The sequence below is a fragment of the Streptomyces sp. NPDC104307 genome (genome assembly GCF_055584045.1).
Genome location: NZ_JBVJMU010000006.1, coordinates 340,705 through 354,256, shown reverse-complemented (window position 1 = coordinate 354,256; position 13,552 = coordinate 340,705). Strand labels below are relative to the sequence as shown.

General features: G+C 73.7%; 11 protein-coding genes. All 11 read right to left on the bottom strand.

Annotation, left to right across the window (positions count from 1 at the left end):
• Nucleotides 1-50 precede the first annotated feature (50 nt).
• Nucleotides 51-851, bottom strand: coding sequence for a sulfotransferase (locus ACZ601_RS18920; protein WP_469539216.1), 801 nt, complete (start codon nucleotides 849-851; stop codon nucleotides 51-53).
• Nucleotides 848-1,747, bottom strand: coding sequence for a sugar phosphate isomerase/epimerase family protein (locus ACZ601_RS18915; protein WP_469539214.1), 900 nt, complete (start codon nucleotides 1,745-1,747; stop codon nucleotides 848-850). Before ACZ601_RS18915 ends, ACZ601_RS18920 begins: the two co-directional genes overlap by 4 nt.
• A complete protein-coding gene (locus tag ACZ601_RS18910) occupies nucleotides 1,744-2,496 on the bottom strand; it encodes a hypothetical protein (protein WP_469539212.1) in 753 nt (250 codons plus the stop codon). Before ACZ601_RS18910 ends, ACZ601_RS18915 begins: the two co-directional genes overlap by 4 nt.
• The gene (locus ACZ601_RS18905) at nucleotides 2,493-3,437 is read right to left on the bottom strand and encodes a Gfo/Idh/MocA family protein (RefSeq protein ID WP_469539208.1); all 945 of its coding nucleotides are present in this window, start codon (nucleotides 3,435-3,437) and stop codon (nucleotides 2,493-2,495) included. The genes ACZ601_RS18910 and ACZ601_RS18905 overlap by 4 nt, the downstream gene beginning before the upstream one ends.
• Nucleotides 3,434-4,978 carry an Ldh family oxidoreductase gene (locus ACZ601_RS18900; RefSeq protein ID WP_469539205.1) on the bottom strand — a complete coding sequence of 515 codons (1,545 nt, stop codon included), beginning with the start codon at nucleotides 4,976-4,978 and terminating at the stop codon, nucleotides 3,434-3,436. The genes ACZ601_RS18905 and ACZ601_RS18900 overlap by 4 nt, the downstream gene beginning before the upstream one ends.
• Nucleotides 4,979-5,180: 202 nt before the next feature.
• Nucleotides 5,181-5,588 carry a VOC family protein gene (locus ACZ601_RS18895; protein WP_440578240.1) on the bottom strand — a complete coding sequence of 136 codons (408 nt, stop codon included), beginning with the start codon at nucleotides 5,586-5,588 and terminating at the stop codon, nucleotides 5,181-5,183.
• Nucleotides 5,589-5,675: 87 nt separating this feature from the next.
• Complete coding sequence (locus ACZ601_RS18890; protein ID WP_469539202.1) at nucleotides 5,676-6,968, bottom strand: ATP-grasp domain-containing protein; 1,293 nt, start codon at nucleotides 6,966-6,968, stop codon at nucleotides 5,676-5,678.
• Nucleotides 6,969-7,026: 58 nt separating this feature from the next.
• Nucleotides 7,027-8,328, bottom strand: coding sequence for an MFS transporter (locus ACZ601_RS18885; RefSeq protein WP_469539199.1), 1,302 nt, complete (start codon nucleotides 8,326-8,328; stop codon nucleotides 7,027-7,029).
• Nucleotides 8,325-9,098, bottom strand: a complete 774-nt coding sequence (locus ACZ601_RS18880; protein ID WP_469539196.1) for a polysaccharide deacetylase family protein — start codon at nucleotides 9,096-9,098, stop codon at nucleotides 8,325-8,327. Before ACZ601_RS18880 ends, ACZ601_RS18885 begins: the two co-directional genes overlap by 4 nt.
• Nucleotides 9,095-12,214: an amino acid adenylation domain-containing protein gene (locus ACZ601_RS18875; RefSeq protein ID WP_469539194.1), complete on the bottom strand. Its 3,120-nt coding sequence runs from the start codon at nucleotides 12,212-12,214 to the stop codon at nucleotides 9,095-9,097. Before ACZ601_RS18875 ends, ACZ601_RS18880 begins: the two co-directional genes overlap by 4 nt.
• Nucleotides 12,211-13,542 (bottom strand): nucleotide sugar dehydrogenase, encoded by a 1,332-nt coding sequence (locus ACZ601_RS18870; protein ID WP_469539191.1) that lies wholly within the window; start codon nucleotides 13,540-13,542, stop codon nucleotides 12,211-12,213. Before ACZ601_RS18870 ends, ACZ601_RS18875 begins: the two co-directional genes overlap by 4 nt.
• Nucleotides 13,543-13,552: the final 10 nt, after the last annotated feature.

The following is a 13,552-nucleotide window of genomic DNA, read 5'->3' as shown; positions in this document are numbered from 1 at the left end:
TGGGGTTCGGCGGATCAGGCGGATCAGGCGGATCAGGCGGGTTCGGCGGATCAGGCGCGGGCGAGCGTGGGGAGCGCGGCCAGACGCAGCGCCTCCCACACGGAGGCGGTGTCCGCCGGGAGTGCGTCGTCGGTGTCCGCCGCCGGGGAGCGGGGCTTCAGTCCGGCGAGGTACGGCGCGAGGTCGAGCCCGGTGAACCGGGACAGGCGCTCGGTCTCCTCGCCCCGGCACAGTGCGTGGTACTCCACGACCAGGGCGTTCCCGGCCGGCACCGCCGGTGCGAAGTCGAGCCAGTGCTGGTTCCAGGACGTCCACTTGGCGAGGGCGGCCTCCCGCGTGCGCGGCACATAGGGCCGGTCGCCCTTCCAGCGCAGCATCGAGCGGGCCGCCTCCTCGGGGTGGCGCACCAGCATCACGTAGCGGGCGTTCGGCAGTACCTCGCCGAACCAGGGCAGATGCAGCAGGTACTCGTTGTACTTGTCCCCGGAGTGCGGCAGTTCGCCCTGGGTCTCGGCCAGGATCCGCCGTGCCAGGTCCACCGGGTCGTCTCCGCACGTGCCCTCCGCGACGTCCCTGGCGGCGGCCCGCAGGCTCTGTTCCACCCGGGCGCGCCAGCGTTCGACGCCCGAGCCGTCCGGCGGCCGGCGGTCCAGGGCGTGCAGGATCTCGTCCGTGCGCAGATGGTGGTCGGCCAGGTCCTGCCGGTTCAGCCAGCGGTGCAGCAGATAGGGGAGTTTGCCGTTGACGGTGAAGTGGCCGCCCGCGTCGTGGAAGGCCAGGTTCATCGCGTAGGCGAGGGCGGTGGTGCCGCAGCGCTGGCCGCCGAGCAGGATTACGGGTGAGTCGCTCATGCGCCGGCCTCCACCGTGTGCGCGTAGGGGTCGGCGGGGACGGCGTCCTCGCCCGCGGCCCGCGTCATCTCGCGGAGCAGCCGCATACAGGTGCTGCTGGCCTCGAATCCGCCGGCGGTGAACTCCTCGCCCCACGGCTCGTCGCGCTGCGCCTGGTTCAGCACCCGGCCGATGCGCCAGTGCGTCTCCAGGGAGATCCAGTCCCGGTATCCGTCCTCGGCCAGCCGGTCGAGGATCGCGGGCCAGGGCAGGTCCCCGTCGCCGAGGCGGACATAGGCCCGCCGGCCGTCCGGGTCCTTCACATGGACGTGCCGGATGCGTTCGCGGCCGAGCGCGTAGTCCTGCGGGAACGGGGCCGGGTCCCAGCCGCTGAAGACGCTGTTGCCCGGATCCCACAGGATGCCGAGCCGGTCGTCGCCCAGCGCGTCCAGGAACTCCAGGGTGTGTCGCATGGTCGGGCTGTTGGTCCGCATGCCCGTCTCGACGAGCAGGGGGACGCGTCCGAAGGGGACGCCGTCCAGGACCTCCCGGGCGGCCGCGGCGGCCCCGCGCGGGTCCGGATCGCCCTGCCGGTAGAAGGTGAAGATGCGGACGAACGGTGCTCCGAGCAGCTCGGCCCGGCGCACGGAGTCCGTCACCAGCGCGCGGGCGGAGTCCGTCTCGGCGGCGGTGCGGGGCAGTTCGCACTTCAGCGCCGGCGGGTCGAAGCCGGCCACCCGCAGTCCGTGCCGGGCCACCGTCGCCCGTATTCGGGCCAGGGCGGCGTCGTCCATGCGATGCGGCGCCACGCCGCCGCTGGAGCGGATCTCCAGCCCGCCGAAGCCGAGGCGGGACGCCGTGGCCGCCGCCTGCTCGATGTCCTGGGACAGTTCGTCGTTGATGATGGCGAGTCTCACGAAAGGATCTCCTCGCTGAGGGCCTGGGGGAGGCGTCGGTCCGGTGGGTACCACTCGCGCAGGAGGGCGATGTCCTCGGTGAGGGACGGTGCCTTCGACTCGACGGTGACCGCGCGCAGTTCACCCGCCGCGTCGAGGACCCTCCGGGTCAGCTCGGGCCGGGCGGAGGCGAGCGGCCGGTGCCGTGAGGTGGCGGGCTCGTCCCAGTCGAACCCCTTGACCTGGGCGTAGGGGATCCAGCGGGCGAGCCGGGCCGCCGCCGCGACGGGATCGGCGTCGATCCTGGCGAGGCCCATCGTGTCGAGCAGGACCGAGGTGCCCGCGCGGCGGCACAGCTCGTCGAGTTCGGCCACGGGCGCGTATCCGTGGTGGGTCTCCACCAGGACGAGGGAGCTGTCACCGACCCTGGCGGCCAGCGCCTCGATCTGCGCGAGCGTCAGGGCGAAACGGTCGGGGGCGGTGCACCCGGCGGCCGCGAAGACCTTCACCGGCAGGCCCCGCTCCGGCGCGCGCAGTCCGTCGACGGAGCCGGGCGGGTGCTCCGCGGAGCCCAGCACGGTGGAGACGCCGACGAAGCAGACCTCGGCCCCGGCGGCGCGCAGGGCGCCGAGCCCGCCGGCCTCCCACGCGTGGTCCTTGCCCTCCCTGACGTCGACGGCCGTGCCGCCGGACGCGAGGGTGAGGCCGGCCAGGGCCCCGGCGTCGAGGCGCGGCGCGGAGCCGGAAGAGACACCGATCAGCGGCTTCACGCGGCCACCGCCGCGGCGGTGGTGGCGATCGACGAGAGGATGTCGGTCACCGCACGGGCGCCGTCGAGGTGGCAGCGCACCGGGGGACGCCCCGTCGCCACCGCCTCGGCCATCTCCCGGTAGACCTCGGTGCGCAGTTGTGAGGTCGGCACCGTGGGCCAGGTCTGTTCCGTGCCGTCGAGCTGGGTCATCACCATGCCGTCGGTGATGTTGAACCCCCCGTCGGGTCCGAGGATCTGGAGCCGTTCGGTACGGACCGTCGACTCGGCGGTCACGGTGAACGCGAGGGTGGCCCCGGACCGGAAGGCGACCATTCCCGTGACACGGGTGTCGATGCCCGCAGCGACCTCCCTGGTCGGCGTCAGGCGCACCGACTCCGGCTCCCCGAGCAGCTGACACGCCAGGTCGAGATAGTGGACCCCCAGGTGGGCGGAGATCCCGCCCAGGGCCATGGTGGGATCGCTGCGCCACCCGGCACGCCGGTAGTGGGCCGGCGGCCGGAACCGCGACACCTCCAGTACCCCGGTGACGGAGGACGCCGACCAGGTGGCGGCGAGGGCCGCCGCCGGCAGCCGCATCCGGTGCTGGAGCATGACGCCGACCGGCAGCCCGGTCCGCCGGGCGGCGGCCGCGACCATGTCGATCTCGTCCACGGACACGGCGGGCGGCTTCTCCAGCAGGACGGCCTTGCCCGCCTCCAGCGCCTCGACCGCCAGCCGCGCCCGCCCGCCGGGCGGGACGCACAGGGCCACCAGATCGACGCGTGGGTCATCGAGGAGCGACCTCCAGGAACCGGCCCGGTGGTGATCGCCGGTGTCGACCGCGGGGTCCTGCTCCAGGACGGACACGATCCCCGCCTCCGGCAGCTGCTCCAGTGCGGCGGCGTGCTGCTGGGCGGCGATGCCGAATCCGACGAGGCCCACCCCGAGTCGCGGGCTCATGCGGCACCTCCCGCGGTGGCCGGGGCGGCGTGGAGGGCGCCCCAGCCGAGCTGTTCGACGACCGACGCCGGTACGGGGACGCCGTGTTCGGCGGCGACGGTCTCGGCCAGCCGCTCCTGCTGTTCCGGCAGATGGACCTCGGGCGGCCCCTGGGGGTAGCCGGCGGCCACCGCGCCCGACAGGACGTCGAGGAGTTCCTCCACCGGAGGGTCGCCGAACGCGTCCGGCGCCAGTGCGAGGAACAGCTGGGAGCAGTCCATGGTCCGCTCGGGCTCGGCACGCTGCTTGTGGACGAGGGGGCTCACCGTGCCGCCGGCCAGGATGCCGGCCAGCACCTCGGTGATCACCGCGACCCCGAGGCCCTTGTATCCGCCGAAGACCGGGACGGCGCCGCCCCGGTCGAGTTCCTCCGGATCGGTGGTGGGGCGGCCCTCGCGGTCCACCAGCCAGTTCGCGGGCACCTGTTCGCCTCGGTGCGCGGCATGCCGGATCTTTCCGCTGGCGACCGTCCCGGTGGCGAAGTCCACGACCAGCGGGGACCCGTCGCCACGGGGGACGACCATGCACACGGCGTCGTTCCCGAGCGTCGGGCGCCCCGCGCCGGGGGCGGCGACGCTCGGACCGGAGACGTTGAGGACGAGGCCGACCACGCCGTGGCGGACGAAGTGGTCGCGGTAGGCGGCGAGCATGCCGACGTGGTTGTTGCCCCGGACGGCGACGGCGGCCAGCCCGGTGCGGGCGGCCCGCTCGGCGCACCGGCCGGCCGCGAGGTCCGCGGCCACCTGTCCGAACCCGCCGCGGGCGTCGAGGCGTACGACGGACCCCTCCTCCTGGCTCCACTCGGGCTCGGCGGCGGGGTCGATGCCTCCCTCGCGCAGCCGGTCGAGGTACATCGGCAGCAGGCCGACACCGTGCGAGAAGTGACCCCGCACATCGGCGTCCACCAGGACCCGGGCGACCAGGGCGGCGCGCTCGGCGCCGACGCCGGCGGCGGTCAGCGATCCGGCCGCCGCCTCCCGCAGCGCCTCCGCGGTGAAGCGGACCGCCGCCTTCGGGCGGGGCTCCGGGCGGGGGGCGCGGTTGAGGTGGACGGTCCGGTCGGCGGACGCCGCCACCTCGGCGTCGGTGGTGACCAGGAGCACCGCGCCGCCCCGCCGGGCCGCGGTGCGCGCCGGTTCGGCGCCGGACTCCTGCGGCCGCCGCCCGGTGGCGTCGACGACCAGGACGGGGGCCGGGCCGGCCGGGCAGCGCTCGTGCGCGGCCACCACGCTCACGCCCGCCGGGAGGGACGGCCTGATCCGCCGGGACCGGCCGGTCCCGCCCGCGTCGATGGCCCCGTACTGGGCCCGCCGTCGTCCGGCGAGCACCTGGATCAGGGCGGCCGCGGACCCGGTGTCGTCGGCGAGCACCGCGATGATCTCGCCGGCGGCCACGGTGACGGTCAGCCCCGCGATCAGGATGCGCTCCGCGCCCTCCGGGCCCTCGGCCACGATCAGGTCCGCGATGCGGAATGCGGGCGGCCTGCCCGCTGATTCGGTCATTGCTGGCTCCTCGAAATGCCGTGGTACGGGTCGGAACACCACCGGGTCGTCCGGGGGCGGGGCTAGGCCGTGTCTGACAAATACCGCCTGGCGCGGGGTCGTCCCGCTGTGTCACGGGACGGCCCCGCGCGAGCCCTGGGCGGCGGTGGCTGTTTCACGTGAAACAGCCACCGGCCCTCGGGGAGAGGCCCTCGGACACGGCCTACGACGCGGCCGTCGGCTCCAGGAACTCCAGCCGGTTGCCGAACTTGTCGAACGCGTAGAAACGGTCGTGGCCCGGGAAGTTGTCGTCCCACGTCACCTCGTGACCGCCCTCCTCCAGCCGCTTGGCCAGTCCGCTCAGCGACTCGACGAGGATCCCGGGGTGCGCCTTGCGCGCGGGCGAGAAGTCCTGCTCGACACCGAGGTGGACCTCCAGGCCGCCGCCGCGGAACCAGCACCCGCCGCGGGCCGCGAGGACCGGGGGCTTCTCCAGCTCCGTCATCCCGAGCACCTCGCCCCAGAACGCCCGGCACTGGTCCTCGCCGCCCGGCGGGATGGCCAGCTGGACGTGGTGCAGTCCCCCGAACGCGTAGTCGGCGCCGGTCTGTTCGTTGTTCTGCTCTGTCATGTCTGTTCTCTCTTCTCTCTGTTGTGCGGGCACCGGTCCGGCGCCGGGGACGCCGGACCGGTGCTGTACGGATCGGCCGACGTGGTGTCAGCCGGTCGAGGTGAGTGCCTCGTGGCGCGCGGCCATGCCGTCGCTGCGTACGGTGAACGACAGTTTCCGTACGCCTTCCTGGGCACGCCGCAACGCCTCGTCCTGTGACGTGCCCACCGCGCAGACATGTGCACCCCGGGCGAAGGAACCGGTGACTCCCTTGAGGCGCTTGCCCGGCTCGCGCAGCACCTCGACGTCGACGACGCCCTCCAGCGCGCGGGCCTCCTCCTCGCCCGCCACCTCCACGATCTCGCCCACCGCGTCCGGGCAGGCGTACCAGATGGCCGCCGCGCCGGGGCCGTCGTGCGGGGCGGCGAGAGTGGCGCGGAGATCGTCGAGGACCTTGATGCCCACGGCCTGGCGGGCGACGACGTCGATCAGGTCGACGCCGCTGACCCGCGCCCACAGCTCGGGGATCTCGTCGCCCGCCGGACGCAGGTGCGTCTCCACGATGTGGACGGCGTCCTCGGCCACGATGACCTCGGTGTGCGTGACGCCCCGCCGGACACCGAGGGCCGTCAGCATGTCGGTCACGGCGGTACGGATCCGCCGCTCATCGGCGTCCGGGAGGGGGGCCGGCACGACGTGGCCGACCTCGACGAAGTGATCGTGCTCGGAGATCTTGAGGGTGACGCCCACGGCCAGGTGCTCGCCGTCCTCGCTGACGCACTCCACGCTGTACTCGTCGCCGCTCAGGAACTCCTCGACGAGCAGGTCCGGCGCGTCCAGGTCACCGGCTCCCTCGGCGCCCCACTCAAGGGCGCGGGGGATGTCGGCAGGGCCGTCGATACGGGTGACGCCCTTGCTGGCGACGCCGCGCACGGGCTTGCAGATCAGCGGGTAGCCGGTCCGCTCCGCGACCTTGAGGACACCCTCGGCGTCGTGGACGGTCTCGGCGACGACCCCGCCGATCCCGGCCTCGGCCAGCACCCGGCGCATCGCGTACTTGTCGGCCACCGCCCGTACCGTCTCCGCGCTGTGCCAGTCGAGACCCAGGTCGAGCCCGATGGCCGCGGTCTTCTCGGTGTCCTTCTCGGTGAAGTTGGTCAGCCGGTCGACCGGGTCGACCGCGTGCACGAACCGCGCCGCGGCCACCCATTCCTCGACCGGGGCGTCCTCGCGGAGCACGATCAGGCGCTGGATCTTCTCCCGGCTGCGCAGCCGGGGCACCACCTCGGGCCGGCAGATGACGGTCGTGCGCAGTCCCGGCCAGGCGTCGCGGGCGCGGTCGGGCAGATCGCGTCCGCCGCTGACGATCAGGAGATGCTGGGGCGGGGGTGTCTCGGACATGCTTTTCCTCCGTCAGTGCGCATTCCACCGAGGGGTGGGAATGGGTCGGTGCGGTCGGTCAGGAGCCGTTTGTCGCGGGTACGGGCTCCGCGTGCGGTGTGGTGGTGGGCCCCGCGGTGGCCGGTTGGGGCTTCTGCCGGGTGCCGAGCCAGCTCAGGGCCGCGGACAGCGGGAAGCAGGCCGCGATGATCAGCCAGCCGCCCGGCCCGGTCCGGGAGAGGAGCCACAGCACCACGGCAGGGCCGGCGATCTCCGCCGTCGAGAAGCCCACGTTGAAGAAGGCGAAGTACCGGCCCTGGGCCGCCTCCGGCGACATCGCGAAGGAGATCTCCCAGGACGAGGCCGAGTGCAGCAGTTCCCCGAAGGTCAGCAGGAGCAGGGCGGTCACCAGCGTCACGATCGCCCAGCCGGACGTGTCCGACCAGCCGCTCGCCGCGAAGGCGACGCAGGCGAACAGCAACAGGACCGACGAGACGGTGGTGGCCCGGGTCGCGGTCGCCAGGTCCGCGATATGGCGGGTCACCCTGACCTGGGCCAGCACCGTGAGGACCGTGTTGGTGGTGACGAGGACGGTGATCATCCAGATCGGTGACTCGGTGTGCTCGGCCACCCAGAGCGGCAGCACGGTGATCAGGATCGCGTCGTGCAGGAACATCACACCGTTGGCCGCCGTGGCCGCCACGAACCGCCAGTCGCGGATCGGCGGAACCACCGCCTTCGCGCTCTTCCCGTCCCCCTTGTCCTTGGCCACCGCCGGGCCGACCCGGGGCAGCATCCAGACGAGGGCGAACACCACCAGGAAGCTGACCGCGTTGCCGATGAAGAGCCAGTGGAACGCCGTCTTCGAATTGGTGGTCAGGGCGATCCCGGCGAGCGAGAACCCGACGGTGAAGCCGAGGTTGCGCAGGGACCGGATGAATCCCATCGTGCGGTTGCGTTCGGTTCCGGTGATCAGTCGGCCCACCAGGGCCTGGTTCAGGGGCTGTCCGGCCCGGTCCATGATGTACAGCAGGCTGGCCGTCACCACGAACTGGCTGAACCCGTCGACCCTCAGGTAGGCGAGGTAGCCGATGGCCCGCCACAGGCAGACCACCAGGATGATGTTCCTGGGGCCGAACCGGTCGGCGAGCATGCCCATCGGCACGGTGGTGGCGAGCCCGACCACGCCCGCGATCCCCAGCCCCACGCCGAGCTGTGTCTCGTTGATCCCGGCGAACCGCGTGAAGTAGAGGGCGGAGCTCGCCAGGAACATGCCGGTTCCCATGGAGCCGATCAGCGCGTTGACCGCGATGATCCGGGACTCCCTGGTGGCGGGCAGCGCCCCGGTCAACCGGGTGCGCCAGGTCTTCTGTTCGGTCATCTCTCTTCCCTCCCGGAAGCGGTCGGTCCGTCCCACCCGGTGCGCCAGTGGCGGACCAGTCCGGCCCAGGTGCCGGCCGCCCCCGAGGGCAGATAGGTTCTGCGGATCCGCAGCTGGTCCGCGGTCCACGGTGTGGCGGGCGAGCGGACCGTTCCGAAGGCCAGCACGTCGTCGGGCAGCGGCGGTTCGTCGGGCACTCCGCCGTAGGGGTAGGCGAACAGCCGGGCGGGGCCGGGCCCGTACCGCTCGCGGATGTCGTCGAGCGAGCCCAGGCTCTGGGTGCGGGCCTCGGCCGGCGGGATCCGGTCGAGGTGCGGGTGGGTGCGGGTGTGGGCGCCGATCAGGTGCCCCTCCCGCGCCAGTTCGTCGCACTCCTCGTACGTCAGGTGGTCCTCGCGCGGACGGGGGCTGCGCCGGCCGAGCAGTCCGGTGCAGGCGAAGAACACCGCACGGACGCCGAGCCGGTCCAGGATGTCCCGTGCGTGGGTGGTGTTGTCGCGGTAGCCGTCGTCGAAGGTGACGAGCACCGTGGGGCGGTCGGGCCGGCGAGGGCCCCCGTCGGCCAGCAGGTCCGCCGGATCGTACGGGTCGAACCGTTCGAGCACCTGCTCAAGGCCCCGCTCGAACGCGTCCGGGGACAGCGCGGTGTAGTGCCGCACGTCCGGGTGCACGTGGTGGAAGTACAGCACCAGGGGCCACCGCGGGGCACTGCCCAGGGCGGGCTGGTGCTCTGCCGGGACGCCGGGAACCACGGGCGGGCGCGGTGTCATCGCACACCTCCGCTCACCGGACGGCCGGTGTCCGTCGCGGCTCCAGGCCCTTCGGGGGAGTCCAGGGCCTGCCGCATCACGCGGTCGATGTGGCCGGCCAGCTCCTCGATCCGTTCCGCGCTCCAGTGGACCGTGGAGTACTTCAGGCTCATCTCCAGCTCCCCGTCGACGATGTCCCCCTCGGCCATCAGCAGATAGCGCTCCCGCTGGAGCGGCGAGCGGTGCGCGCCGAAGCTCTCGTCCGCGGGCCGCAGCACCGCACCGGGCGCGCGCTGTTCCAGCCGCAGCAGATGACCCCGGAAGTTGAGCCGGACCCGGGGGCGGGGGCGGGCCGCCAGGGCGGCACGCTCCTCGGGATCGGGCGAGAGGAAGCGCAACGCGTCGAACCCGTAGCGGCGTTCGGGCAGCGCGGCCGGCCCGTCGAGCGCGGCGGCCAGGGCGCCGAAGCCCTCGCCCTCCCACCGCAGTACGGCCGGGTAGGTGCTCTGTACGTAGCCGACCGTGCGGGACAGGTCGAGGTCCCCGGGGGACACGTCTCGGCTGTGCGCGTAGACGTCCACCCCGTGCACGGGCTCCCCGGTCCAGGCCGCCAGACCGCCGACGAGAGCGGCGAGGGCGAAGTCGTGCGGGGCGACACCGGCGGCGGGAAGGCGGTGGAGCACCTGCCCCGTGAGGTCCGGGGGCAGCCGGAAGCGGTGGGTGCGCAGCGTGGACAGCGGTGCGGGGCCTTCCGCGTCCGGCCGGATCGCGGCGAACTCCACGATTTTCCCGGCCCATTCGGCGGCGTCCTGCCGGGCCTGCCCGGAGCACACCCAGTCCCGCAGCGCGGCGCCGACGGCCCGGGGCCCCGTCGCGGCGGTCCCCGTCCGGCCGTCGCCTAGCAGCAGTTCGAGGTCGTCGACGAGCAGGCCCATCGACACCCCGTCGAGGACGAAGTGGTGGACCGTCAGCAGCAGTCTGGCCCCGTCCGGCGTGCCGTCCACGTACAGCAGTTGAAGGACCCGGCCCTCGGCGAGCGACATCGAGGTCTGCGCCTCGGCCAGCGCCTCCTCCAGCCGGGCGGCCCGCTCGCGCGGCGGGACGGGGGACAGGTCGACGACGCGGACGGCGTCCGAAGGATCGGTCTCACGCAGCTCGGCCGTGCCGTCCGCGCGCAGCGCCGTGCGCAGCGCGGGGTGGCGTCGGCGCAGCGCCCCGGCCACCCGGGCGAGGCGGTGCGCGGACATTCCGGAGTCGGTGGTGAACAGCGCGTTCAGGCAGAAGTGGTCGCGGTCCGGCAGTTCGCCGTCGCCCAGCCAGCGGTGCTGGGCGGGCAGCAGGTCGAGCGGCCCTGCGGGCTCCTCCTCGACGGCGGCCGGCGCGCGGCGGCCCTCCGCGCGGGAGACGGCGGCGCGGGCGGTGCGTCCGGCGAGCAGGTCGCCGGGGGTCATGGAGATGCCCCGTGCCCGCATCCGCCCGCAGACGCGCAGCGCCATGAGGGAGTCGCCGCCCTGGGCGAGGAAGTCGTCGTCGGGTCCGAGCCCCGGCGCGAGCAGCAGTTCGCGGAGCAGGGCGAGAACCGTGTCCAGCGGGGAGCGCGCCTCGTCCTCGCGCTCCGGCGTCACCCCGGCGGCGAGGACGGCCGCCGCGGCCTCCGCCGCCGCGCGCCGGTCGGTCTTGCCGGAGGTGGTGAGGGGCATCCGGTCGAGTACGGCGATGCGGCCCGGCACCAGGTAGGCGGGGACCCGCTCGCGCAGGTGCTCCCGGACCGCCCGGGGGTCGGGGCCGTCCCCTTCGCGGGCGACGGCGGCCGCCAGCACGTTCCCGCCGGCCCCGTCGTCCAGGGTGAAGGCGGTGGCGGAGGTGATCCCGGGGGCTTGGAGCAGGTGGCGGTCGACCTCGTCGAGTTCGATGCGGTGGCCGCGTACCTTCACCTGGTTGTCGACGCGCCCCAGGAATTCGAGGCCGCTGTGTTCCCGGCGCACGACCATGTCGCCGGTGCGGTACATCCGCGCGCCGGGCGTCGCCGCGTACGGATCCGGCAGGAAGCGCTCCCGCGTCCGCGCCGGGTCGTTGAGGTAGCCCAGGGCCAGCGGCTCGCCGCCGATCCACAGTTCGCCCGGTGCGCCCTCCGCGACGGGCCGCCGGTCCTCGTCCAGCACCCGTGCCACCCGGCCGCCGACCGGTTCCCCGATGGGCAGCCCGTCGGTGCCGGGCACCTCGTCGCCGGGGGCGAGCACCAGGGCGGTCGCGGTGACCACGGTCTCGGTGGGGCCGTACCCGTTCACCAGCACGGTGTGCGCGAGGGGGGTGCGGCGGTGGGTGCGGGCGTCGGCTGACGTGGCGTTCTCGCCGCCGATGACCACCGTGCGGACCCCGGCGAAGGAGGGCTCCCGCTCGCCGTCGAGCTCCGCGCAGAGCATGCGCCAGTAGGCGGTGGGGAGTTGAAGGACCGTCACCTCCAGCTCCTCGGCGGCCGAGGCGAGCCGGACGGTGTCGGGGACGCCGCCCGCGCCGTGGAAGGCGAGGGTTCCGCCCGCCGCGAGGGTCGGCCAGATCTCCTCCTGGGCCACATCGAACCCGAGGCTCGCGAACTGCAGCACCGTGCTGTGCGGGCCGAGCCCGAACAGGTCCACGGCCGCGCCGGCATGACGCGTCAGCGCCCCGTGCCCGACCAGGACACCCTTGGGCGCTCCGGTGGACCCGGAGGTGTAGATGACGTACGCGCCCTGCTCGTCGTCGGCGGTGCGCGCGCTGTGCGGGCCGGCCGGTTCCGCCGGGTCCCCGGCGGGCGGCAGGAGCGCCGTGCTGTCGTCGAGGACCGCGGTGGCGCCGCTGTCGCGGAGCACGTACGCGAGCCGTTCCGCCGGGGTCGCCGTGTCGACGGGTACGAACGCGGCGCCGGCGAGCCAGGTGCCGAGCATGGCGACGACCGCCTCCGGACCGGAGGGCAGGCGCACCAGGACGGTGTCGCCGCGCCGTACGCCGCGGCCCGCGAGGGCGAGCGCGGCCTGCTCGGCGCGATTCCACAGCTGGGCGTAGGTCACGGTGCCCGCCGGGGTCCGCAGGGCGATGTCCGAGGGGCGGCCGGCCGCGTGGCCGCGGATCAGGTCCGCGACGGCAGGGTTCCGGGTCATGCGTTCCCGCCCTCCTCCGTCGTGCCGGGGCCGCCGGGGTCGAGGACGAGCCGTGCGTGGGCCAGTAGCCCGTCGTCGTACATCCGGTGCCGCTGCACGACGATCGTCAGGTCTGCGGCGGCGAGGTCGGCCACCAGGTCCTGACCGGCGGGCACGGCGCGGCCGCGTGCGGAGAACGTGGTGACGTAGGGGTCGTGGAACATCACGTCGGCGCCCGCGCCGAGCAGTTCGAGGGCGAGCGGCTCGGCCGGCGAGTGGCGGATGTCGGCGACGTCCGGCTTGTAGGTGACGCCCAGCAGCAGCACCTTGGCCCCGCGGACGTTGATCCTGTTCGCCGTCAGCAGTTCCTGCGCCCGGGAGGCGACCCAGACGGGAATCGAGTCGTTGATCCGCTGCGCCTGTTCGGCCATCCGGAACGGCACCCCGGCCTGTGTCGCGCGGTGCACGAGGTAGAGCGGGTCGACCGGAATGCAGTGGCCCCCGACCCCCGCGCCGGGACGGAACGGGGTGAAGCCGAAGGGTTTGGTCGCGGCGGCCTCGATGGTCTCCCAGACGTCGACACCCAGCCGGTGGCAGATCTGCGCGAACTCGTTGACCAGGGCCAGGTTCACCTGGCGGTAGGTGTTTTCGAGGATCTTGGCGGCCTCGGCCTCACGGCTGGAGCGGGTGACGTGCACCCGCTCGGTCAGTCCCGCGTAGAACGCGGCGGCGCGGGCACCGCACGCCGAGGTCAGCCCGCCGACCACCTTGGGCGTGTTGTGGAAGCCGTACCGGGTGTTGCCCGGGTCCACCCGCTCCGGCGAGAAGGCCAGGTGGAAGTCGCTGCCCGCGGTCAGGCCGGACTCCTCCAGGATGTCGCGGATGACGCCGTCGGTGGTCCCGGGGTACGTAGTGGACTCGATGATCACCAGCTGTCCGGGGCTCAGGTGCTGGCGGACCGTGCGCACCGCGGAGAGCAGGGGCTCCAGGTCCGGCACGCCGTGGGTGTCCACCGGCGTGGGAACGCACAGGGCGACGACGGAGCACTCGCTCAGGAACGCGGGGTCCGTGGTGGCGTCGAGCAACGGGCCCACGGCGTCCAGTTCGGCACGGGTCACCGTGTCGACGGGCGGTCGCCCGATGTTGACCTGAGCCACCAGGAAGTCGCTCAGATCCAGTCCGCGGGTGCGGTGTCCGCCCGCGGCGGCGGCCACGGCGAGCGGCAGGCCCGCGTAGCCGATGCCCACGACGGCGACGTCGACGGTGCGGTCGTGGTGCGCGGCCAGGGCGAGGCCGTTCGTGAGGACCGGCTCGGGTGGACCGGGTGGTGCGGCGGCGATGACATCCATCGGACTCTCC